Source organism: Pseudonocardia sp. ICBG1293, assembly GCF_020131355.1.
Taxonomy (GTDB): domain Bacteria; phylum Actinomycetota; class Actinomycetes; order Mycobacteriales; family Pseudonocardiaceae; genus Pseudonocardia.
On record NZ_JAHLEL010000014.1, the window covers coordinates 261,156 to 282,952 of the forward strand.

25 protein-coding genes are annotated in these 21,797 nt (G+C 73.7%); 11 read left to right on the forward strand and 14 right to left on the reverse strand.

Annotated elements, in window-relative coordinates; translation table 11 throughout:
• Positions 1-50 precede the first annotated feature (50 nt).
• The 4 genes from prcA to dop form a co-directional block, all read right to left on the reverse strand.
• A complete protein-coding gene (gene prcA, locus KPF47_RS09525; RefSeq protein WP_224388164.1) occupies positions 51-866 on the reverse strand; it encodes a proteasome subunit alpha in 816 nt (271 codons plus the stop codon).
• Positions 867-906: 40 nt separating this feature from the next.
• Positions 907-1,794 (reverse strand): proteasome subunit beta, encoded by an 888-nt coding sequence (gene prcB, locus KPF47_RS09530; protein WP_224388166.1) that lies wholly within the window; start codon positions 1,792-1,794, stop codon positions 907-909.
• A gap of 163 nt (positions 1,795-1,957) precedes the next feature.
• On the reverse strand, positions 1,958-2,155 hold the full coding sequence (locus KPF47_RS09535) for a ubiquitin-like protein Pup (protein WP_020626587.1): 198 nt from the start codon (positions 2,153-2,155) through the stop codon (positions 1,958-1,960).
• Positions 2,156-2,276: 121 nt separating this feature from the next.
• Positions 2,277-3,785 carry a depupylase/deamidase Dop gene (dop, locus tag KPF47_RS09540; protein ID WP_224388508.1) on the reverse strand — a complete coding sequence of 503 codons (1,509 nt, stop codon included), beginning with the start codon at positions 3,783-3,785 and terminating at the stop codon, positions 2,277-2,279.
• Between the two features lie 109 nt (positions 3,786-3,894).
• Between dop and KPF47_RS09545 the strand changes: the two genes are divergently transcribed.
• Both KPF47_RS09545 and KPF47_RS09550 read left to right on the forward strand, forming a co-directional pair.
• The gene (locus tag KPF47_RS09545; protein ID WP_224388169.1) at positions 3,895-4,452 is read left to right on the forward strand and encodes an NUDIX domain-containing protein; all 558 of its coding nucleotides are present in this window, start codon (positions 3,895-3,897) and stop codon (positions 4,450-4,452) included.
• 164 nt (positions 4,453-4,616) lie between these two features.
• The gene (locus tag KPF47_RS09550; protein ID WP_224388171.1) at positions 4,617-4,808 is read left to right on the forward strand and encodes a hypothetical protein; all 192 of its coding nucleotides are present in this window, start codon (positions 4,617-4,619) and stop codon (positions 4,806-4,808) included.
• An 87-nt stretch (positions 4,809-4,895) separates the two neighbouring features.
• On the opposite strand, the gene lpdA is transcribed toward KPF47_RS09550, so the two are convergent.
• Together lpdA and KPF47_RS09560 are read right to left on the reverse strand one after the other, a co-directional pair.
• Complete coding sequence (gene lpdA, locus KPF47_RS09555; protein ID WP_224388173.1) at positions 4,896-6,299, reverse strand: dihydrolipoyl dehydrogenase; 1,404 nt, start codon at positions 6,297-6,299, stop codon at positions 4,896-4,898.
• A gap of 9 nt (positions 6,300-6,308) precedes the next feature.
• Positions 6,309-6,827 (reverse strand): MarR family winged helix-turn-helix transcriptional regulator, encoded by a 519-nt coding sequence (locus KPF47_RS09560; protein ID WP_224388176.1) that lies wholly within the window; start codon positions 6,825-6,827, stop codon positions 6,309-6,311.
• A 91-nt stretch (positions 6,828-6,918) separates the two neighbouring features.
• Here KPF47_RS09560 and KPF47_RS09565 point away from each other — a divergent pair, with 91 nt between their 5' ends.
• Both KPF47_RS09565 and KPF47_RS39985 read left to right on the forward strand, forming a co-directional pair.
• The gene (locus tag KPF47_RS09565) at positions 6,919-7,476 is read left to right on the forward strand and encodes a YceI family protein (RefSeq protein WP_224388178.1); all 558 of its coding nucleotides are present in this window, start codon (positions 6,919-6,921) and stop codon (positions 7,474-7,476) included.
• A 74-nt stretch (positions 7,477-7,550) separates the two neighbouring features.
• Positions 7,551-8,282, forward strand: a complete 732-nt coding sequence (locus KPF47_RS39985) for a helix-turn-helix domain-containing protein (protein WP_224388180.1) — start codon at positions 7,551-7,553, stop codon at positions 8,280-8,282.
• On the opposite strand, the gene KPF47_RS09575 is transcribed toward KPF47_RS39985, so the two are convergent.
• On the reverse strand, positions 8,279-9,238 hold the full coding sequence (locus tag KPF47_RS09575; RefSeq protein WP_224388182.1) for a LysR family transcriptional regulator: 960 nt from the start codon (positions 9,236-9,238) through the stop codon (positions 8,279-8,281). The two genes, KPF47_RS39985 and KPF47_RS09575, sit on opposite strands and share 4 nt — an antisense overlap.
• A 110-nt stretch (positions 9,239-9,348) precedes the next feature.
• Between KPF47_RS09575 and KPF47_RS09580 the strand changes: the two genes are divergently transcribed.
• From KPF47_RS09580 to KPF47_RS09590, 3 genes are read left to right on the forward strand one after another with little or no spacing between them, the layout of a single operon-like run.
• Positions 9,349-10,650 carry a CitMHS family transporter gene (locus tag KPF47_RS09580; RefSeq protein ID WP_224388184.1) on the forward strand — a complete coding sequence of 434 codons (1,302 nt, stop codon included), beginning with the start codon at positions 9,349-9,351 and terminating at the stop codon, positions 10,648-10,650.
• A gap of 9 nt (positions 10,651-10,659) precedes the next feature.
• Positions 10,660-11,961: an acyclic terpene utilization AtuA family protein gene (locus KPF47_RS09585; RefSeq protein WP_224388186.1), complete on the forward strand. Its 1,302-nt coding sequence runs from the start codon at positions 10,660-10,662 to the stop codon at positions 11,959-11,961.
• Positions 11,948-12,268, forward strand: a complete 321-nt coding sequence (locus KPF47_RS09590; protein ID WP_224388188.1) for a hypothetical protein — start codon at positions 11,948-11,950, stop codon at positions 12,266-12,268. The genes KPF47_RS09585 and KPF47_RS09590 overlap by 14 nt, the downstream gene beginning before the upstream one ends.
• A 19-nt stretch (positions 12,269-12,287) precedes the next feature.
• Here the strand turns inward: KPF47_RS09590 and KPF47_RS09595 are convergent, their stop codons facing one another.
• The 5 genes from KPF47_RS09595 to KPF47_RS09615 all read right to left on the reverse strand — a co-directional run bounded on the left by KPF47_RS09595 (position 12,288) and on the right by KPF47_RS09615 (position 16,647).
• Entirely contained in the window at positions 12,288-12,686 is a 399-nt protein-coding gene (locus tag KPF47_RS09595) for a VOC family protein (RefSeq protein ID WP_224388190.1), read from the reverse strand.
• 54 nt (positions 12,687-12,740) lie between these two features.
• Positions 12,741-12,887 carry a hypothetical protein gene (locus KPF47_RS09600; RefSeq protein WP_168172083.1) on the reverse strand — a complete coding sequence of 49 codons (147 nt, stop codon included), beginning with the start codon at positions 12,885-12,887 and terminating at the stop codon, positions 12,741-12,743.
• Positions 12,888-13,044: 157 nt separating this feature from the next.
• Positions 13,045-14,865 (reverse strand): proteasome ATPase, encoded by a 1,821-nt coding sequence (gene arc, locus KPF47_RS09605; protein ID WP_224388192.1) that lies wholly within the window; start codon positions 14,863-14,865, stop codon positions 13,045-13,047.
• A 226-nt stretch (positions 14,866-15,091) separates the two neighbouring features.
• Positions 15,092-16,048 carry a tRNA (adenine-N1)-methyltransferase gene (locus tag KPF47_RS09610; protein ID WP_224388194.1) on the reverse strand — a complete coding sequence of 319 codons (957 nt, stop codon included), beginning with the start codon at positions 16,046-16,048 and terminating at the stop codon, positions 15,092-15,094.
• 11 nt (positions 16,049-16,059) lie between these two features.
• Positions 16,060-16,647: a signal peptidase I gene (locus tag KPF47_RS09615; protein ID WP_224388196.1), complete on the reverse strand. Its 588-nt coding sequence runs from the start codon at positions 16,645-16,647 to the stop codon at positions 16,060-16,062.
• Positions 16,648-16,732: 85 nt separating this feature from the next.
• On the opposite strand from KPF47_RS09615, the gene KPF47_RS09620 reads away from it, so the two are divergent.
• Genes KPF47_RS09620 through KPF47_RS09635 form a run of 4 tightly spaced genes read left to right on the forward strand, consistent with a single transcriptional unit; the run spans position 16,733 to position 20,378 of the window.
• Complete coding sequence (locus KPF47_RS09620) at positions 16,733-17,314, forward strand: TasA family protein (RefSeq protein WP_224388198.1); 582 nt, start codon at positions 16,733-16,735, stop codon at positions 17,312-17,314.
• Entirely contained in the window at positions 17,311-18,588 is a 1,278-nt protein-coding gene (locus KPF47_RS39990; RefSeq protein WP_308015365.1) for a hypothetical protein, read from the forward strand. The genes KPF47_RS09620 and KPF47_RS39990 overlap by 4 nt, the downstream gene beginning before the upstream one ends.
• A gap of 43 nt (positions 18,589-18,631) precedes the next feature.
• Positions 18,632-19,522, forward strand: a complete 891-nt coding sequence (locus KPF47_RS09630; RefSeq protein WP_224388200.1) for a PD-(D/E)XK nuclease family protein — start codon at positions 18,632-18,634, stop codon at positions 19,520-19,522.
• Positions 19,523-19,529: 7 nt separating this feature from the next.
• Entirely contained in the window at positions 19,530-20,378 is an 849-nt protein-coding gene (locus KPF47_RS09635) for a thioesterase family protein (protein WP_224388202.1), read from the forward strand.
• 83 nt (positions 20,379-20,461) lie between these two features.
• Here KPF47_RS09635 and hisG read toward each other — a convergent pair whose 3' ends face one another.
• Complete coding sequence (hisG, locus tag KPF47_RS09640) at positions 20,462-21,352, reverse strand: ATP phosphoribosyltransferase (protein WP_020625547.1); 891 nt, start codon at positions 21,350-21,352, stop codon at positions 20,462-20,464.
• A 54-nt stretch (positions 21,353-21,406) separates the two neighbouring features.
• On the reverse strand, positions 21,407-21,670 hold the full coding sequence (locus tag KPF47_RS09645) for a phosphoribosyl-ATP diphosphatase (RefSeq protein ID WP_224388203.1): 264 nt from the start codon (positions 21,668-21,670) through the stop codon (positions 21,407-21,409).
• Positions 21,671-21,797: the final 127 nt, after the last annotated feature.

The following is a 21,797-nucleotide window of genomic DNA, read 5'->3' on the forward strand; positions in this document are numbered from 1 at the left end:
CCGCGATGCCGTGACGACGGCGTCGGAGGCGGTGGTCGCGGAGAAGCGGGTCAGGACGCCCCGTCCCCGCCCAGTGCCCCACCGGCGGCGGGGGTGTCGTCGCCCCCCGCCACGTCGGGCTCGGGCTCCTCCGTGCCGCGGTTCGCGGCCGGCAGCAGATCGGCCAGCGCCGCGCCCTCGAGGCGGCGGAAGGTCCGGCGCGGCCGGGTCCGGTCCAGCACCGCGACCTCCAGCGCCTCCGCGCCGAGCACCCGCGGCTGGGCGTTCGCGCCGTTGCCGGGCGTCGCCGGGTCGGCGCCGGGGACCTGCAGCCCACCGAGCGCGACCTCGATCGCCGCGCCCAGCTCCAGCCCGTGGGAGTAGGTCTCGGACAGCTTCTGCGAGATCGGCTCGGTCTGCCCGCCCATCACGACGAAGCGCGGCTCGTCGGTGATCGAGCCGTCGTAGGTGATCCGGTAGAGCTGGTCCCCGGCGGCCTCGACCCCCACCTCGGCGACGCAGAGCTCCACCTCGAACGGCTTCTGCTGCTCGACGAACGCGGTGCCCAGCGCTTGGGCGTAGGCGTTGGCCAGCATCCGGCCGGTCACGTCGCGCCGGTCGTAGGTGAACCCGCGGAAGTCGGCCATCCGGATCCCGCCGGTCCGCAGGTTCTCGAACTCGTTGTACCGGCCGACCGCGGCGAAGCCGATCTTGTCGTAGATCTCGGAGACCTTGTGCAGCGCCGTCGACCGGTTCTCCGCGACGAACAGCACGCCACCGGCGTAGGTCAGCACGACCACGCTGCGGCCGCGCGAGATGCCCTTGCGGGCCAGCTCGGAACGGTCGCGCAGCAGCTGGTCGACGGAGGAGTAGAACGGCATCGTCATGGGGAGACGCTCCAGGCTCGTGCTTCGTGCGGGGAGGGGGTCAGCGGGTGGGACCGCCCGGGCGCTCCCGGCGCCCGGCGATCACCTGGTCGACGACGGCGGCGATCTCCGCGTCGTCGCGGCGCACGGCACCCTCGGCGGTGATGCCGACGACCACCGGGTAGATGCGCCGCACCGTGTCCGGGCCGCCGGTGGCGGTGTCGTCGTCCGCGGCGTCGTAGAGGGCCTCGATCGCGGTGCGCACCGCGCCGTCGAGGTCCGCGGCCGGGTCGTGCAGCTTCTTCAGCGACGACTTCGCGAACACCGACCCGGACCCGACGGCGTGGAAGCCGAGGTTCTCGTCGTAGCGGCCGCCGGTCGGGTCGTAGGTGACGATCCGTCCGGCCTGCGCCGGGTCGGCGGCGTCGGTGTCGAAGCCCGCGAACAGCGGGACGACCACGAACCCCTGCATCGCCGCGCCCAGGTTCTGCCGGACCATCCCGGCGAGCTTGTTGGCCTTGCCGTCGAGCGAGAGCGGGACGCCCTCGAGCTTCTCGTAGTGCTCGAGGTCGACCGAGAACAGCCGGACCATCTCCAGCGCGATCCCCGCCGAGCCGGCGATACCGACCGCGGAGTGGGTGTCGGTGACGAACACCTTCTCGATGTCGCGCTGGGCGATCACGTTGCCCGCGGTCGCGCGGCGGTCACCGGCGATCACGACACCGCCGGAGAACAGCAACGCGACGATCGTGGTCCCGTGCGGGACGCCCAGGGCGTCCGCGGCGGTGCCGGGACCGGCTGTCCGGTCCAGGCCCGCGCCGGGGAGCAGGTGCGGGGCAGCGCCGCCGACGAAGTCGGAGAACGACTGCGACCCGGTCAGGAAGGTGTCGAGCTGACCCGTGTGGTGCCCGGGCACCAGCCCGGGGGTGACCGACGGCCGGAACTCCATCTCGCGGACGTGCCTTTCGTTCGAGCTGCGTGCGCCGACGGTCCCGATCCCCCACCTCGGCGGGGTGACCGGCCCTTCCGGCAGGACCGGGCCCGCAGGTGCGGACCCGGCCGGGACGGTACTGCGGGTGCCGGGGTACGGCACGGTGAGTGGCCCGCGGGGCTCACTCACCGCCCTTCTGCACGTAGGACCGCACGAAGTCCTCCGCGTTCTCCTCCAGCACGTCGTCGATCTCGTCGAGGATGGTGTCGACGTCCTCACCGAGCTTCTCGCGGCGCTCCTGACCGGATCCGGACGCGTTCTCGCCGGACTCGTCGTCTCCGTCGCCGCCACCCTGGCGCTTGGTCTGCTCCTGGGACATGACGCCTCCTCCTCGCAGAACTCCTCGCAGAGAATTGTCTGCGGGTTCACCCTACCCACCGGGGGCGACAAAATCGCCTGTTGCGCAGCGGCGTGTGATCCGCTTCCCCCGGCTCGACGGCTCAGGAGGCGGTGAGCTTGTCGACCAGCTCCTCGGCCGTCGACACCGCCTCGAACAGCTCCCCCACGTGCGAACGGGTACCGCGCAGCGGTTCCAGGGTGGGGATCCGGACCAGCGACTCACGGCCCAGGTCGAAGATCACCGAGTCCCACGACGCGGCGGCCACCTCGACCGGGAACCGGCCCATGCAGGTGCCGCGGAAGTAGGCCCGGGTGTCCTCGGGCGGCTCGGTCATCGCCGCGGCGACCTGCTCCTCGGTGACCAGGCGACGCATCGACCCGCGGGTGACGAGCCGGTTGTAGAGGCCCTTGGCCAGCCGTACGTCGGAGTACTGCAGGTCGACCATCCCGAGCCGGCCCGACGCCCAGGTCAGCCCGTCGCGCTCGCGGTAGGCCTCGAGCAGCTTGAGCTTGGCCGTCCAGTCGAGCCGGTCGGCGGTGAGCATCGGGTCGCGCTCCAGGTCGACCAGCACCGACTCCCACTCCTCGACGACCTCGCGGGTGTCGGGGTCCCACTCCTCGCGCCGCGCGGAGACGGTCTGCTCCATGTGGTCGACGGCCCTGGCCAAGTACTCCTGCTGGATCTGCAGCGCGGTGAGGTGGCGGCCGTCGGCCAGCGGGACGGTCCGCTGCAGCGTCGGGTCGTGGCTGATCCGCGCGACCGACTTCACCGGCTCGGCCAGGCGCAGGTCCTCGAACGACCGCCCCTTCTCGATCATGTCGAGGACCAGGGCCGTGGTCCCGACCTTCAGCAGCGTCGAGATCTCCGACAGGTTCGCGTCACCGATGATCACGTGCAGGCGGCGGTACTTGTCGGCGTCGGCGTGCGGCTCGTCGCGGGTGTTGATGATGCCGCGCTTGAGCGTGGTCTCCAGGCCGACCTCGACCTCGACGTAGTCCGAGCGCTGGGCGATCTGGTAGCCGGGCTCGTCGCCCTGCTGGCCCAGGCCGACCCGGCCCGAGCCGCAGACGACCTGCCGGGTCACGAAGAACGGGGTCAGCCCGGTGACGATCGACGGGAAGGTCGTCGAGCGGGCCATCAGGTAGTTCTCGTGCGAGCCGTAGCTCGCACCCTTGCCGTCGACGTTGTTCTTGTACAGCTGCATCCGCGGCGCACCCGGCACCGTGGCCGCGCGGTTCGCCGCCTCCAGCATGACCCGCTCGCCGGCCTTGTCCCAGACCACGACGTCACGCGGGGACAGGACCTCGGGCGTGGAGTACTCCGGGTGGGCGTGGTCGACGTAGAACCGCGCGCCGTTGGTGAGGATCACGTTGGCCGCACCGAGGTCGTCGAGGTCGGTGTCGAGCTGCGGCGCGAGCGACGGCGCCGACAGGTCGAAGCCCCGGGCGTCGCGCAGCGGCGACTCCACCTCGTAGTCCCAGCGCGCCCGGCGGTTGCGCGGCACGTCCGCCGCGGCGGCGTAGGCCAGCACCACCTGCGTCGAGGTGACGACGGGGTTCGCGGTGGGGTCACCCGGGACGGCGATGCCGTACTCCACCTCGGTGCCCATGATCCGGCGGGCCGTCACGACCGGCCCCCTGCGCGAGACTCCATGGCACGAGCCTAACCGTCCACCACCCCGCCCGGGGCGCACCGCGGCCCGGCGGGATCATCGTGGCGTGACCGACCCCGCGCGCGAGCGCCTCACCGTCTTCGACGCCGACGGCAGGCCCACCGGCGTCGCCGAGCGCGGCGAGGTCTACGCCCGCTCGCTGTGGCACGCGACGACGGCGGTGCTCCTGCGCTCGACCGACCGCGCTCGGGTGTACGTCCACCGGCGCACCGACACCAAGCTCGTGATGGCCGGCCTGTGGGACTGCCTGGCCGGCGGGGTGCTCGACGAGGGCGAGACCCCCGACGCCTGCGCGTCCCGCGAGCTGGGCGAGGAGCTCGGGATCACCGGTGCGGCACTGGAGAAGGTGGCCGTGGTCGCCTTCGACGCCGCGGCGCTGGGCGTCGACACCGGCCCCGGCACCGGGCCGGACGGGCTACGGGCCCACGTGCACGTCTACCGCGCCTTCTCCGACGGCCCGGTGACCCACCAGGCCTCCGAGGTGGCCGAGGGCGGCTGGTGGACCGTCGACGAGCTGACCGCCCGGCTCCGCGCGCCGGACCGGCCGTGGGTCCCGGACGGCCTGTACGTCACCCGCCTGCTCCTGGCCGACCTCGTCCGTTAGGGTCCTCGGGCCGGCGCGTTCACCCGCGGGTAACACGTCACCCACACCGGTACCTGAATCGATCGACACCGGGCGGGTCGCGCGACGACACCCCGGGAAGGGCCCAGCGTGAGGCCTCCCGCACGGACCACCACACCCACCACGCGACAGTTCCAGGAGTTCCCATGGTCAGCATCTCGGTCTCGACCCGCTCCCTCGCCGCCGCCAGGCTGATCGATCCCGACGTCAACACCGCGGCCGTGCAGGCCGCCGTGGAGGCCGCGCTGGCCGCCGAGCGGCACGAGCAGCGCGCCGCCGCCTCCACCACGCGGCGCGAGCACACCGCCCGCCGCGAGCCGGACTCCCGGCGGCCCTGAGCCCGGTACGACCGAGCCCGGTACGACCGAGCCCGGTACGACGACGGGCCCGCACCCCGATGGGATGCGGGCCCGCGGCGGCCGTGATCAGAAGTTGATCATGTGGCCGGCCAGGCCGTGGATCGCCTCCTGCAGGCCCTCCGACAGGGTCGGGTGCGCGTGCACGTTGCGCGCCATCTCGTGGACGGTCAGGTCCCACTTCTGGGCCAGGGTCAGCTCGGGCAGCAGCTCGGTCGCCTCGGCACCGATGATGTGCCCGCCCAGCAGCTCGCCGTAGGTGTCGTCGGCGATCAGCTTGACGAACCCGGCGGGCTCGGCCAGGCCGTGCGCCTTGCCGTTCGCGGTGAACGGGAAGGTCGCGGTGGTGACCTTCCACCCCTTCTCGTCGGCCAGCTGACGGGCCTCGGCCTCGGTGTAGCCGAACGAGGCGACCTGCGGGTTGCAGAAGGTCGCCCGCGGCATCATCTTGTAGTTCAGCTCCTGGGTCTCGGCGCCCGCCAGGGTCTCGGCGGCGACGATGCCCTGCGCCTCGGCGACGTGGGCGAGCATGAGCTTCGCGGTGACGTCACCGATCGCGTAGACGTGCTCCACGCTGGTGCGCATGTAGTCGTCGATCGCGATGGCGCCGCGCTCGGTCAGGTCCACGCCGAGCTTGTCCAGGCCGTAGCCGTCGACCCGGGGGGCGAAGCCGATGGCCTGCACGACCTTGTCCGCGCGCAGGTCCTCGCTGCCCTTGGACGAGGAGACCGAGACGGTGACGCCCTTGCCGTCGTCGGTGACGGACTCGACCTTGGTCGAGGTCCGCACCGTGACGCCGAGCTTCTTGTAGGCCTTGGCCAGCTCCTTGGACACGTCCGCGTCCTCGAGCGGGAGCAGCCGGTCCAGGTACTCGACGACGGTGACGTCGACGCCGTAGTTGGCCAGCACGAACGCGAACTCGACACCGATCGCACCGGCGCCGGCGATGATCACGCTCTCCGGCAGCTCGCGGGTGAGGATCTGCTCCTCGTAGGTCACCACGCGGTCGGACAGCTCGGTGCCCGGCAGCAGCTTGACCGTGGAGCCCGCGGCGATGATCACGTCGCCGTAGGTGACGGTCTCGTTGCCGCCCTTCGACAGCTCGACCTCGATCTCGCCCGGCTTGGTGAACCGGCCGAACCCGTCGAACTCGGTGATCTTGTTCTTCTTCATCAGGAAGTGCACGCCCTTGACGCGCCCGTCCGCGACCCAGCGGCTGCGGTCGAAGGCGGCGCCGAAGTCGAGCGACACCTCACCGGACAGGCCGAAGGTCTTCTGCTCCTTGGTGACGATGTGCGCGATCTCGGCGTTGCGCAGCAGCGCCTTGGACGGGATGCAGCCCACGTTGAGGCAGACACCGCCCCAGTACTTCTCCTCGATCACCGCCACACTGCGGCCGAGCTGGGCGGCACGGATGGCCGCCACGTATCCACCGGGTCCGGCTCCGAGTACGACGACGTCGAAATGAGGCATGTGCCCAGCCTAGGACGCCTGAGCCGGGCTCGGGCCGTCCGGTCCCGAGTCCCGGGTCACCGGCCACTCCCCGCCGCCGGACAGGTGGGCGACCACCGCCTCGCACGCCTCGCGCAGCCCGGCCTGCTGAGCAGGGGTCAGGCCGTCGAACACCGCCTCGCGGACGCTCTCGACGTGGTCCGGGGCCGCGCCGGCCAGCACCTCGAAGCCGCGGTCGGTCAGGTGTGCCAGCTGGCCACGCCGGTCGGTGGGGCAGGACCGCCGCTCGATCCAGCCCGCCTCCTCCATCCGGGCCACCGCGTGCGACACACGGCTGCGCGAGGACAGGGCGGAGTCCGCGAGGACGCTCATCCGCAGGGTGCGCTCCGGCGCCTCGGAGAGGCGGACCAGGATCTCGTAGTACGCCTGGGGCATCCCCGCCCCGGTCTGCAGGCGTCGCTCGACCTTGTCCGAGACCAGCCGCTGTGCGGCCAGGAAGGCGCGCCAGGTGCGCTGCTCCTCGTCGTCGAGCCAGCGTGTGTGACCCACAGCACCCTCCGAAACATTTGGGCGTACCATCCGTTGGTCCTAGTATCGCTCTCAACAAGTGAGAGTTCAACTATCCCGAGGAGTCAACATCATGACCGCCGCCACCACGATCCCCGGCTACGTCGTCGGCACCTGGGACATCGACCCGGTGCACTCCGACGTGGCGTTCGTCGTCCGTCACATGATGGTCAGCAAGGTCCGTGGCCGCTTCGAGAAGGTCTCCGGCGAGCTCGTGACCGCGGAGAAGCTCGAGGACTCCACCGTCACCGCCACGGTCGACGCCTCCTCGATCACCACCGGCAACGACCAGCGCGACGGCCACATCCGCTCCGCGGACTTCTTCGAGGTCGAGAAGTACCCGGAGTGGACCTTCCGGTCCACCGGGATCGCCGCGAAGGGTGAGGACTACGTCCTCACCGGCGACCTGACCCTCAAGGGCGTCACCCGCCCCGTGGAGCTCGACCTCGAGCTGAACGGCTTCGGTCCCGACGCGTGGGGCGGCACCCGCGCCGGGTTCACCGCCAAGACCACCATCAAGCGCTCGGAGTTCGGTGTCGACATCGAGCTGCCGATGGACGGCGGCGGCGTCGTCGTCAGCGAGAAGGTCGGCGTCGAGCTGGAGATCCAGGCGGTCCTGCGCGCCTCCTGACCCCGCACCCGCGGCCACGGCCCCGGACCGGCGACGCCGGTACCGGGGCCGTGCCGCGTCCGTAGGCTCGCCCCGTGCGCAGCTACGCCGAGACGGCCCCCGCCGGACCGCTGCGCGCGGTCGTCGAGGTGACCTGGCGGGCGCACGCCGGTACTGCGCCGCACATCCAGCGGGTGCTCCCCGACGGCTGCATGGACCTTCTCCTGTCCGGCGGCCGGGCGGTCGTCGCGGGTCCCGACACCACGGCGCACCTCGCCGGCTCGCCCGCGGGCGGCGTGACCACCGGCCTGCGCTTCCGCCCCGGCGCCCTCCCGGCCCTGCTGGGCGTCCCGGCCGACGCGCTGCGCGACCGCCGGGTCCCGCTCGCCGACGTGCTCGACCCCGGCCGGCGACGGCTGCTCCGGCCCACCCCCGCCGACGACGGCGACGGCGACGCCGCGCGGCTCGCCCGGCTGGCCCTCGCCCTGCAGGCGGCGGCGGACGACCGGACGCCCGCCCCGCTCCCCCGTCCCGCGCTGCGCGCCCTGGCCGGGGGCATGCCCGCCGCGGAGCTGGCCGACCGGCTCGGCGTCACCGGACGCACCCTGCACCGCCGCTGCGTCGCCACCCTCGGGTACGGACCGGCCGTCGCACGGCGGGTGCTGCGCTTCCGGGCCGCGGCCGCGCTGCTGTACGACGGCGTCCCCCCGGCCGCGGTCGCCGCCCGCACCGGCTACGCCGACCAGCCCCACCTGTCCCGCGAGGTCCGGGCCCTGGCCGGGGTGTCCCCCGGTGCCCTCCCGGTCGCCGCCCGACCGGGCTCCTAGGCCCGGTCCCCCGTGCCGGGAGGCGCGACCGGTGCCGCCCACAGCGCGTGCGCCGGCAGGGGCGGCCGTACCGACGCGCCGGTCAGCAGCCCGGCGAACGCGGACGCGGCCGGGACGGGGCGGCGTCCGCGCGGGAGCACCAGCGCGATCCGCCGCCGGACGACCGGATCGGCGAGCGGGACCGCGGCCAGTCCGGCGAAACCGGTGAGCGGCACGACCAGCCCGGGCACGGCCGTCACGCCGAGTCCGGCCGCGACGAGCCCCGCGACCGCGGCGATGTTGCGGGCCGCGACGCCGCGCCCGGGTCGGCTGCCCGATTCGGCCAGCGCCCGGTCCACGTGCTGGCGGATGCTCGTGGACGCGTCGAAGTCGACGAACTCCTCGCCGTCGAGGTCGGTCCAGCGCAGCTCCGGGCGCCCGGCGAGCGGGTGACCGGGAGGCAGCAGGGCGCAGAACCGGTCGGCGGCCACCGGGGTGACCAGGAGGTCCTCGCGGGCCCGGCCGTGCACCACCGTGACGGCGAGGTCGGCCCGGCCGGAACGCACCCGCTCGGTGACCTCGTCGGCGAGGGCGTCGGAGATCTCCGGGCGGACCCCCGGGCGGCGGCGCAGGAACGCCGACACCACCCCCGGGAGCAGGATCGCCGCAAGCGACGGCAGCGTCGCGATCCGCACGGTGCCCGCCTGCCCGTCCAGGACGTGCTCGACGTGGCGCAGCTCCGCCGCGACCCCGTCGAGGGCCCGGCGTGCGGCCGCGACGACCGCCGCGCCGGCCGGGGTCGGTTCCAGGCGGCGGGTGGTCCGCTCGAACAGCCGCGCCCCGAGAAGCCGTTCGACCTCGGCGACCGCGCGGCTCAGCGAGGGCTGCGCAGTCCGCAGCACGGCCGCGGCCGCGGTGAATCCCCCCGCGTCGTGCACCGCGACCACCGTCCTGAGCTGCTGCAACGTCAGATCCATGTACCCACCGCATCAGTCCATCCGGATTCGGTCTTTGACGATCATAGGTCCGCGCGCGCACCGTTCCCCCGGGCCGACGCCGGCCCGTCCCGCCGACGAGGAGGTCGACGATGCTCGCCGCGATCGGATTCCTGACCATCGCCGTGTTCCTGGCGGCCGTGCTGTCCGGGCGGGTGTCGGTGCTCCTGGCCCTGACCGTCGTGCCGGCGGCCGCCGCCGTCGTCGCCGGGCTGGGCGGCGGGCTGGGCGAGTACGTCGCGACCGGCCTGGAGACCGTCGCGCCGGTCGCGATCATGATCACCTTCGCGATCCTGTACTTCAGCCTGATGCTCGACACCGGGCTGTTCGACCCGGCGATCCGCCGGGTGGTCCGGTGGGCGGGCGGGGACCCGCTGAAGATCTGCGTCGGCACGGCCGCGCTGACGGTGCTCGTCGCCCTCGACGGCGACGGCGCCTCCACCTTCCTGATCATGGTGAGCGCCATGCTGCCGCTCTACGACCGGCTCGGGATGCGGCGGATCGTGCTGGCGGCGCTGGTGTGCCTCGGGGCGGGGGTGATGAACATGATCCCCTGGGGCGGCCCGACGGCACGGGCGATGGCCGCGCTCGACCTCACCGCCGCCGAGGTGTTCGTGCCGCTGCTGCCCGCCATGGCCGCCGGCATCGCCTGGGTGCTGTTCGCGGCCTGGGTCATCGGCCGCCGCGAGCGGGCCCGGCTCGGCGTCGTCGAGCTGCCCGAGCCCGCCGACGCGCCCGGGGCCGCCGGAGCGCCCGCCGTGCGGTCGCGGGCCGACCGGGTCCGGTTCGTGGTCAACGTCGTGCTGACCCTGGCCCTGGTGGTGGTGCTGCTCCTGCAGCTGGCCGACCTGCCGGTGGTGTTCCTCTGCGCGTTCGTCGTCGCGCTGCTGGTCAACCGGCCCACCTGGGACGGCCAGCGCGCGTTGTTCGAGAAGCACGGCCACAACGTCGTGCTGGTGACCGCGATGATCTTCGCGGCGGGCGTGTTCACCGGAGTCCTCGGCGGCACCGGGATGATCACGGCGATGGCGCAGTCGCTGGTCGGGCTGGTCCCCGACGGCGCGGGTGGAGCGCTGCCGGTGGCGGTGGCGCTGACCTCGATGCCGCTCAGCCTGGTGTTCACCCCGGACGCCTACTACTTCGGTGTCCTGCCGGTGCTGGCCGAGACCTCGGCGGCGCTGGGCGGCGACCCCGCGGAGGTCGCCCGGGCCGCGATCCTGGGCCAGATGACCACCGGGTTCCCGCTCAGCCCGCTCACCGCGTCCACCTTCATCCTGCTGGGGCTCACCGCCGTCGAGCTGGGCCGCCACCAGCGGTTCGTGTTCGGGTGGGCGTTCGGCACCACCGCCGTCATGACCGTGGTCGCGCTGCTCACCGGCGCCCTGAGCCTCTGAGGAGACCCGATGACCCGGAGCACCACCCGGATCGGCAGCGGTGCCGGCTTCGCCGGCGACCGGATCGAGCCCGCCGTCGACCTGGTCCGCCGCGGCGGGCTGGACGATCTCGTCCTGGAGTGCCTCGCCGAGCGCACGATCGCGCTCGGCCACCTGCGGCGGCTCGCCGACCCGGCCACCGGGTACGACCCGCGGCTCGGGCAGCGGCTGGCGGCGCTGTTGCCGGGCCTGCTGGCGGGCGGGGTCCGGCTGCTCACCAACATGGGCGCGGCGAACCCTCCCGCGGCCGGCCGCGTCGTCCGCGAGCACCTCGACGGTCTCGGGTCGATGGCTACGGTGGCCGTCGTGACCGGCGACGACGTGCTCGACGTGGTCGACCCGGGAGCACCGGCGGCCGAGGACGGTGTCCCGCTGGGCGAGCACGGGGAGCTGGTGTCGGCCAACGCCTATCTCGGCGCCGACGCGATCGCGCCCGCGCTGGACACCGGGGCCGCGGTGGTCGTCACCGGGCGGGTGGCGGACCCGTCGCTGTTCCTGGCGCCGCTGGCGCACCGGCTCGGCTGGGACCTCGACCGTCCGGACCGGGCCGCTGCCGGCACGCTGGTGGGCCACCTGCTGGAGTGTGCCGGGCAGCTGACCGGCGGGTACGCCGCCGACCCCGGGCACCTCGACGTCCCCCGGCTCGCCGAGCTCGGGTTCCCGTTCGCCGACGTCGCCGCGGACGGCAGTGCCCGCTACGGCAAGCTCGACGGCACCGGCGGCCGCCTCGACCGGCACACGGTGCGCGAGCAGCTGCTCTACGAGGTCACCGACCCCACCGGGTACCGCACCCCCGACGTCGTCCTGGACCTGCGCGGCGTCTCCGTGGACCACGACGGCCCGGACCGGGTCCGCGTCGCCGGCGCCACCGGCCGCGCCCGCCCGGACGAGCTGAAGGTCAGCGTCGGCTACCGGGCCGGGCACCGCGTCGAGGCCGGGATCTCCTACGTCGGCCCGAACGCCGCCGCCCGGGCCCGGCTGGCCGCCGACGTGGTCGCCGCGCGGGTCCGCGGGCTCGCCGTCGCACCCCGGATCGAGGTCCGCGGCGGCGACACCGACGCCCGGCTGCGGGTCGCGGCGCTGCACCACGACCCGGGCCTGCTCGACGTCGTCGCCCACGAGGTCGAGGCGCTCTACACCAACGGCCCGGCCGGCGGGGGCGGCGTGCGCACCCGGCTCGACGAGGTCGTCGGCGTGCTGTCCACCCTCGTCCCCCGCGACGCCGTCGTCCCGCGGGTCACCGTCCTGGAGGCCGGCCGTGCTGCTGCATGAGATCGCGCACTGCCGCGCGGGCGACAAGGGGACGGTGGCGACGCTGACCGTGGTCCCGCACGACGACGCCACCTATCCGCTGCTCGTCGCCGTGCTCACCCCGCAGCTGGTGCGGGCGGGCCTGTCCCGTTGGGTCGGCGGCACGGTCACCCGCTACGAGCTGCCCCGGGTGAGCTGCCTGCAGTTCGTCTGCACCGGGATCCGCGGCGGCGGGGTCACGGTGTCCACCGAGCTCGACACGCACGGCAAGTCGTTGTCGTCGCGGCTGCTGGCACTGGCGCTCCCGCCGCCGCCCGGCCCGCGGTGAGCGGGGTCCGCGCCGCGGGTCAGACCCAGGCGAACAGGTCCAGCGACGAGCCGTCGGGGTCGGCGACGGTGGCGTAGCGCTGCCCCCACAGCGCGTCGAACGGGTCCAGCACCGAGGCGTGACCGGCCGCGGTGATCCGGCGCCAGGCGTCGTCGACGGCCACGGCGGACGGCAGCCGGAACGCCAGCCCGACCCGTCCGTGGCCGTCCGGGGCGACGCCCGGGTGGAAGCCCTCCACCATCGACTGCAGGTCCAGGGCCAGGCGTACACCGCCGCGCAGCGTGGTCTCCACGTGCGCCTCGGTCTCGGAGCCCTCGGGGAACTCCAGCCCCAGCAGGCGATAGAAGGCCAGCGAGCGGGTCATGTCGGTGACCACGATGCCGATCATGTCGAGCTCGGCGCCGATCGAGGTGTCCATGCCCACGACGCTAGGCCGCGGGCGGCCCGGCGTCGTGAACGGATCGGACAGCGCTCAGCGCTTCCCACGGAAGCGGCGCAGCATGTCCTGCGCCCGCTGCCGGTTGCGCGGATCGCTCGCCATCCGCTTGGCCTGGTCGCTGTAGCGACGCCCCTGCGGGCTCTTCAGGAATGCGCTGATGCGCCCGATGATGCCGGCCATGACGACCTCCGTGGTGGCGGGCCGCGACACGGACGTGTACGGCTCCGTGCACAGGATGCCCGTTTCGTCCGGACATCATTCCATCGGGTCACGGTCGCCGGACACACGACGGGCCCCGCCGCGGGGTGCGGCGGGGCCCGTCGGGCGTCGATCGTGTCTACAAGTACTGGCCGGTGTTCGACGCGGTGTCGATCGCCCGGCCGGTGGCGTCGTTCTTGCCGGTGACCAGGGTGCGGATGTAGACGATCCGCTCCCCCTTCTTGCCCGAGATCCGCGCCCAGTCGTCGGGGTTGGTGGTGTTCGGGAGGTCCTCGTTCTCGGCGAACTCGTCGACGATCGCGTCCAGCAGGTGCTGGACCCGCAGGCCCGGCTGGCCGGACTCGAGCACCGCCTTGATCGCGGACTTCTTCCCGCGGTCGACGATGTTCTGGATCATCGCGCCGGAGTTGAAGTCCTTGAAGTAGAGCGTCTCCTTGTCGCCGTTGGCGTAGGTGACCTCCAGGAACCGGTTCTCCTCCGACTCGTCGTACATCCGCTCGACGATCCGCTGGATCATCGCGCCGGTGCACGCCGAGCGGTCCCCGCCGAACTCGGCCAGGTCGTCCTCGTGGATGGGCAGGGTGTCGGTGATGTACTTGGAGAAGATGTCGATCGCGCCCTCGGCGTCCGGGCGCTCGATCTTGATCTTCACGTCGAGCCGGCCCGGCCGCAGGATCGCCGGGTCGATCATGTCCTCGCGGTTCGAGGCACCGATGACGATGACGTTCTCCAGTCCCTCGACGCCGTCGATCTCGGCGAGGAGCTGGGGGACGATCGTCGTCTCCACGTCGGAGGAGACCCCGGAGCCACGGGTCCGGAAGATCGAGTCCATCTCGTCGAAGAACACGATCACCGGGGTGCCGGCGCTCGCCTTCTCCCGCGCGCGCTGGAAGATCAGCCGGATGTGCCGCTCGGTCTCGCCGACGAACTTGTTGAGCAGCTCGGGGCCCTTGATGTTGAGGAAGAACGCGCGCCCCTCGTCCGGGTCGTCGCCCCGCTGCTTGGCGATCTTCTTCGCCAGCGAGTTCGCGACGGCCTTGGCGATCAGCGTCTTCCCGCAGCCGGGCGGCCCGTAGAGCAGCACACCCTTGGGCGGACGCAGCTCGTACTGGGTGAACAGCTCGGTGTGCAGGAACGGCAGCTCGACCGCGTCCTGGATCTGCTCGATCTGCCGGGACAGGCCACCGATGTCGGAGTAGGCGATGTCCGGGACCTCCTCGAGCACGAGGTCCTCGACCTCGGCCTTGGCGACCCGCTCGTAGGCGTAGCCCGCCCGCGAGTCGACCATGACCGAGTCACCGGACTTGAGCGGGCTGGTGCCCTCCTCCTGCCCGAGCTCGAACAACGGCGCCGCCAGCCAGACGACCCGTTCCTCGTCGGAGTGGCCGACCACCAGGCCGCGACCGGCCGAACCGTCCTCGCCGGGCCGGGAGATGATCTCCCGCAGCGAGTAGAGGTCGCCGACCTGCTCGAAGCCCATGGCCTCGACCACGGTGAGCGCCTCGTTCAGCCGGACGGACTGGCCGCTGCGCAGCGACTCGCCCTCGACCGCCGGGGACACGGGGACCCGCATCCGGCGGCCGGAGGTGAAGACGTCGACCGTGTCGTCGTCGTACCGGCCGAGGAAGACCCCGTATCCGGACGGCGGCTGCGCGAGCCGGTCGACCTCCTCGCGGAGCGCGACCAGCTGACCGCGGGCCTCCTTGAGGGTGTCGGTCAGCTTCTCGTTGCGCGCGTTGAGCGCCGAGAGCCGGCTCGTGGTCTCCGCGAGACGCTGTTCCAGCACTCGGGCGTGCCGGGGCGTCTCGGTCAGCCGTTGACGCAGCGTGGAGATCTCGTGCTCGAGATGACGGATGTGCTCGGCGGCCTCAGCGGGGCTGAGGTCGCGGTCAGACTGGAAACCCTGGTTGCCGGGACCGTCGTCGTAGGGGTGGTTCACGGCAGCCTCCCTCCGTGTTCCGTCTCACCACGGTACCCGTGACGGGTGACCGCGACGGTGCGTCGAACCGGTGATCCGGGCCTCAGCCGGTCGGCACCATGTGGTCACTCTGCGGCTTCACGGGCGTCACCGCCACGTCCACACGGAGGGTAGTTCGTAACGTTCTCGTTCCGCGGCCGGGCGCGTCGCCGCGGCGAACCACCCGGAACGGGAGCAAACGCCCCGGTCAGCGACCGGTGGGGCGGCGCTGCTGGCGGGGAGGTGTGACGCCGTCGGCGAGCCTGCGGGTGGTCAGCAGGAACGCCGTGTGGCCGATCATCCGGTGCTCCGGACGGACGGCGAGACCGACCACGTGCCAGGGGCGGACCATCGCCTCCCACGACTCGGGCTCGGTCCAGCACTGCATCTCCCGCAGCGTCTCGGTGAGCACCGACAGCTGGGTGGTGGTCGCCACGTAGCCGACCAGGATCCCGCCGGGGACCAGGCAGTCCCGGACGGTGTCGAGCACGTCCCACGGGGAGAGCATGTCCAGCACCACGCGGTCGACCTCGCCGCGGTGCTCGCGCACGTCCCCGACCGTCAGGTCCCAGTGCGGCGGGCGGTGCCCGAAGAAGGTCTCGACGTTGGTGACCGCGTGCGGGGCGTGGTCGTCGCGGACCTCGTAGGAGATCACCTTCCCGGTCGGCCCGACGGCCTGCAGCAGCGAGCAGGTCAGCGCGCCGGACCCGGCGCCGGCCTCCAGCACCCGCGCGCCCGGGAAGACGTCACCCCACATCAGGATCTGCGCGGAGTCCTTCGGGTAGATCACCTGCGCGCCGCGCGGCATCGACAGCACGTAGTCGGCCAGACGGGGGCGCAGCGTCAGGTACGGCGTGTTCGCCGCCGAGTGCACGAGCCCGCCCTCGGGCGAGCCGATGATGTCGTCGTGGTCGATCTGGCCGCGGTGGGTGTGGTACGACCCGCCCTCCTGCAGGACGACGGTGTAGCGACGCCCCTTGGGGTCGGTGAGCTGCACCCGGTCGCCGACCCGGAACGGGCCGCCGCGGCGCGGTGGCTCCCAGACGGCGTCGGTGTCCCCGGCGGCGCTCCCGACGGCGCGGCCGTCGTCGGTCCGGTCGGCGTCGGTGGGGTCGGCGTCGACGGGACCGGTGGCACCGTCGGAGGTCGGGAGGGCGTCGTGCACGGGCGACGACGCTATCCGCGCTCGCGCGCGGCCCGGTCGCCGGGGCGCCCGCGGCGGGGCACGAGCAGGCTCAGGCCCACCAGCAGCAGCACCGCTCCCCCGCCGACCACCAGGCCCGGGCCGGTGCGCAGGAACCCGGCGGCGCCGCCGACCCAGGGCAGGTGGTACCAGACCCGGCCCAGCAGGTTCTGCGCCGTCACCGGGTGCGGGTCCGGTGCCGGGTTCGCGTCGCCGCGGGTGGTGAACACCGGGCCGGGCCCGACCGCGACGACGCGGTGGGTGACGGTGCGGGTCGCGCCGCCCGCCCGGTCGCGGTCGACGAAGGAGACCAGGTCCCCGACGACGACGCGGGCCGGGTCCACCGGGCGGGACACGACCAGCGAGCCCACGGGCAGGGTCGGGACCATGCTCCCGGACAGCACCGTGTACGCGCGGGACCCGGTGAGCGCGGGGACGACCGCGACCGCCACGGCCAGTCCGACCAGCCCGAGCACGACGACGGTGACGAGCGCACCGCCGATCCGGCGCCACGGGGACGGGCGGGGTGCAGCCGGCACCGGCCACGAGGTGCGCGCGGGTGCGACGGGATCTCGGCCCATCGGGTCACCCTAGGTCCGCGCCCGGACACGCGACGTACACGATCGAGGGGTGAGCAGCGCCGATGCAGCGGGAAAGTTCACGCGCATGGACACACGCACACGTCTCGGGATCGGCGTGGCCGCGGTCGCCGTCGCGGTACTCGCGATCGGCCTCGGCACCTACGCCGCCTTCACCGACACCGAGGACGGACCCGGTGGGCAGGTCTCCTCCGGCACCCTCGACCTCACCGTCGGCTCCAACGCCGACAAGGTCCTGTTCAACCAGGCCAACATCGCCCCCGGCTTCTCCACCACGGTCACCGTCGACGTCCGCAACGCCGGGTCCGTGCCCGGCACCGTCTCCGGCACGCTGACCGCGACCGGGTCCGACGTCACCTGCACCGAGCCCGAGGCGGAGGCGGAGAAGGTGGCCGCGAACGCCTGCGCCGCCGGCGGCAACCTGCAGGACGAGATGACCGTCCAGGTCGTCTCCGGGCCGGGTGTGGGCAGCGCGGGGGCCGCGGTCCCGCTGCGCACCTTCGTCCAGAGCCCGCTGCCGTCCGGCCCGCTGGGTGCCGGGGCCACCGGTACCTACACGCTGACCTTCGCGCTGCCCTCCTCGGCCGACAACAAGGTGCAGGGCGACCGGATCGCGGTCGGGTCCACGTTCACCCTGAACCAGTCGTGAGCCCGGCGGTCCCCCGGCGGCGGGCCGCGCTCGCGCTGGGGGCCGCGGTCGTGCTCGTCGCGGTGTCGGCCGCGGCCTGGGGCACCTGGGCCGCGTTCACCGACACCGACCCGGGTGCCGCGGGCTCGACCTCGGCGGGCACGGTGGTGCTGGGCGGTCGCGCGGCCCCGCCCGCGGTCGCGCTCACCGGCCTGCGGGCGAACTCGACCACGACCACCCCGGTGACCGTCGACTACCGCGGCTCGGTGCCGGCGACGCTGTCGGTGTCGCTGCCCGCGTACTCCTCGACCGCCTGCACCACCGGGGCCGGTGGTCTGCTCGACGGCCTGAACGTCGGCTCGCTGACCGTGCGGATCGGGTCGCGGGCCGCCGAGTCCTACTGTGCGCTGCTCGACGGGAAGGACCGTGTCGTCACCACGCTCGCCCCCGGCACCGTGGTGACGGTCCCGCTGACCGTCGCGGTCGGCCCGGTCGTGCTGCTGCCCCGCACCGAGGCCGCGACGCTCCGGCTGGGGGTCTCGGGCGGGTTCACCGACCGCGTGGACGGGACCCTGCGGATCGGTACCAACCTGCTGGGGACCCGATCCCTGCGGGTCGCCTCGCCGAGCGTCGTCCCGGCCGTCGCCGCACCGCCCGCGGAGTGCGTGGACGCCGGCATCACGTCGGTCGCCGAGACCGTCACCCTCAGCGGCGACGGCGCCGTCTTCGACGCCCGCACCGACCGGCCGGGTGCCACCGGGCCGCTGCTCGTCGTCGGCACCCCCGGGCCCGACCGGTTCACCGGGTCACCCGGCCGGGACTGCCTGGTCGGGGCGGGCGGGGACGACGTGCTCGACGGCGGGGCCGGGGACGACGTGCTGCTCGGCGGGGACGGCGACGACCGACTGTCCGGCGGGGACGGTGCCGACCGGTTGTACGGCAACGCCGGAGCCGACACCCTGCTCGGTGGCCCGGAGACCCCGCGCGCGCCGGACGTGCTGCACGGCGGGCTCGCCGACGGCGCGACCTGCCCGGACGCCGGCCCGGAGGACGTCCGGACCGCGTGCCCGGTCCCGGACCCCGCGGCGGCACCGCCGCCCACCGCGCCGCCGCAGGCACCGCCGCCCACCGGGACCCCGGTGCCGGAGGGCTCGGCGGACCCACCCGCGCCCGCCCCGGCCCCCACGCCGTCGGAGCCGGCTCCGCCCGCACCGGGGGTACCCGCGCCGGACGTGTCCGCGCCGGCCGTGCCCGAGGGCGGGCCCGACCCGTCGACGACCGCGCCGGCCGGCTGAGCGGTCCCCGGAACCGTCGGGGGGCACGGCTAGCCTGCGTGTCGTGACCGTCGAGGAGCCCCCGCCCGCCCGTGCGGCCGGGCCCGAGGTGTCCCCGGCCGCCACCGCACCACGTCCGCCCGCGCTGTCCCCGTCGCGCGCCTCGGACTTCCGCCGGTGCCCGCTGCTCTACCGGTTCCGGGCCGTCGACCGGCTGCCCGAGCCGCTGTCGCGGGCGCAGGTGCGGGGGACCCTGGTGCACGCGGTGCTGGAGCGGCTGTTCGCCCTGGACCCGGCGGACCGGACCCCGCAGGCCGCGCGGGAGCTGCTCGGCCCCTGCTGGGACGACCTCGCCGCCGCGGAGCCCGCCGCGGCCGCGCTGTTCACCGGCCCGCAGGACCCGCAGCTCGCCCTCTGGCTCGACTCCGCCTCCGCCCTGCTCGACGGCTACTTCGGTCTGGAGGACCCGGCCGGTGTCGCCGCGACCGCGGTGGAGGCCCGCATCGAGGCGACCCTGCCCGCGGCCGACGGTGCCACGGGCCCGGTCCCGCTGCGCGGCATCCTCGACCGGCTCGACGACGGTCCCGAGGGACTGCGCGTGGTCGACTACAAGACCGGCCGGACACCCGGCGAGGGCTACGAGTCCGGTGTGCTGTTCCAGCTGAAGTTCTACGCACTGGCGGTCCTGCTGACCCACGGCCGCGCCCCCGACGAGCTGCGCCTGCTCTACCTGGCCGACGGCACCGCGCTGACCTACCGGCCCGACGCCGGGGAGCTCGCCCGGTTCGGTCGCCTGCTCGACGCGGTGTGGACCGCGATCCGGCTCGCCGCACCGACCGGGGACTTCCGGCCGCAGCCCGGCCCGGCCTGTCGCACCTGCGACCACACGGCGGTCTGCCCCGCCTGGGGCGGGACTCCCCCGCCGTACCCCGGCTGGCCGGGCGGCGCGGCATGATCGTCGGGTGAGCGCACCGCCCCCGATCCCGCCCCGCCCGTTCTACCTGCCCCGCGGCGAGCACACCGCCGACGGCGTCACCCGCGCCGACTTCGAGGCGACACCGTCGACCACCGGGCCCTGGTTCGCCGACGCCCAGCACATGGGTCCGCCCTCGGCGCTGCTGGTCCGCGCCCTCGAACGACTGCCCGAGTCCCGTCCCGGCGGCGCCGAGGCCGGGTGGCGGATCGCCCGCGTCACCGTCGAGGTGCTCGGAGCGGTGCCCGCCGGGCCGGTCACGGTCACCGCGGGCGTCGAGCGGCCCGGGCGGACGATCGAGCTGTTGTCGGCGACGATGCGCGCCGGGGACCGGGACGTGCTCCGGGCGCGGGCCTGGCGGCTCGCCGCGTCCGACACCGCCGTCGTCGCGCACGGGCAGGCGGCCGCGCTGCCCGGGCGGGACGCCGCCGTCGTCCGCACCACGCGGCCGGACGGTTGGCTCCCGGGGTTCCTCGACGCGATCGAGTGGGCCTGGCTGGACGGCGGCGGTCTCGGCGTCGAGGGGCCGGGGCGCGGCTGGATCCGGATGCGCGTCCCGCTCGTCGAGGGCGAGGCGCCGAGCGCCGCACAGCGGCTGATGGTCGCCGCGGATTGCGCGAACGGGCTGGCCGCACCGCTGGACGTGACGCGGTGGCTGTTCGTCGACACCGAGCTGACGGTGCACCTGCACCGCGCCCCCGCCGGCGAGTGGATCGGCGTCGACGCCGCCACCGTCGTCGGCCCGGACGGGCTGGGCACCTGCTCGGCCACCCTGTTCGACGACGACGGGCACACCGGCCGGATCGCCCAGGCCCTCACCGTCCGGGCCCGCCGGTGACCCGGTGACACGACGGCGGCCCGCCGACCGGATTCACCGGTGGCGGGCCGCCGTGGGGGGAACGGACGTCGGACGGGGCGGGCTCAGTGGCCGTGCCCGTTGACCGTCATGGCGCGGCAGGACCGGATCTCCGAGGTGAGGATCGCGGTGGCCCCGATGTCGGCCAGCTTGTCCATGACGCGGTTGGTGTCCTTGGTCCGCACCATCGTGCGGACCGCGACCCAGCCCTTCTTCGACAGCGGGGAGACCGTCGGCGCCTGCAGCCCCGGCGCGACCTTCTCCACGGCCTCGAGCAGCCCCTCGGGGCAGTCGAAGTCCATCATCAGGTACTCCCGGGCCACGACGACGCCCTGCAGCCGGTCGGCGAAGACCTTCTTCAGGCGGGTGGTCTCGGCGTCCTCGGCGCGGTCGTGCCGCTTCTCCCGCTCGATGAGCGTGGCCTGCGAGGTGGCGATGGCCTCCCCGATGATCTGCAGGCCGTGCTGGCGCAGGGTGCGTCCGGAGGACACGACGTCGGCGATCGCGTCGGCGAGACCCAGCTGGATGGAGATCTCCACCGCGCCGTCGAGCTTCACGATCTCGGCGCCGATCCGCTTGCCGGACAGGTAGGAGCGGACCAGGCGGGGGTAGGACGTCGCGATCTTGCGACCGTCCAGGTCCTCGATCTTCCAGTCGGCGTCGGCCGGGGCAGCGAAGTGGAACCGCGACCTGCCGAAGCCCAGCGGGATGATCTCCTGGGTCTGGCTGCCCGACTCCTCCATGAGGTCGAAGCCGGTGACGCCCAGATGCAGGTCGCCCTTGCCGACGTAGGTCGCGATGTCCTTGGGCCGGAGGTAGAAGAACTCGATCTCGTTCTCCTCGTCGACCACGCTGAGGTCGCGCGAGTCGGTCCGCTGTCGGTACCCGGCCTCGCGCATCATCGTCGCGGCGGGCTCGGCCAGCGTGCCCTTGTTCGGCAGTGCCACGCGGAGCATGTCCGCTCTCCTGACGGTCGTCGTTCGGCAGTGGTGAGCAGGTCGTCGGCCGACCTACAGGTGCTTGTACACGTCCTCGGGGGTGAGCCCGCGCTGGAGCATGACCACCTGCAGCCGGTAGAGCAGCTGCGAGATCTCCTCCGCGAGCTCGTCGTCGCCCTGGTACTCGGCGGCGATCCAGACCTCACCGGCCTCCTCGAGCACCTTCTTGCCCTGGGCGTGCACCCCGGCGTCCAGCGCGGCGACGGTCCCCGAACCGGCAGGCCGTTCCCGGGCCTTGGCCGCCAGCTCGGCGAACAAGTCGTCGAATGTCTTCACGGGTACCAGTGTGAACGGTGACCCACGCCGCACGCCGGGCGCATCCGGGGCGGTAAGCCGTGTGGGCAACGGACCGCGCCGGGTGGTTCACCCGGAGTGAGCACGCCTCCACCCCGATACCGCTCGT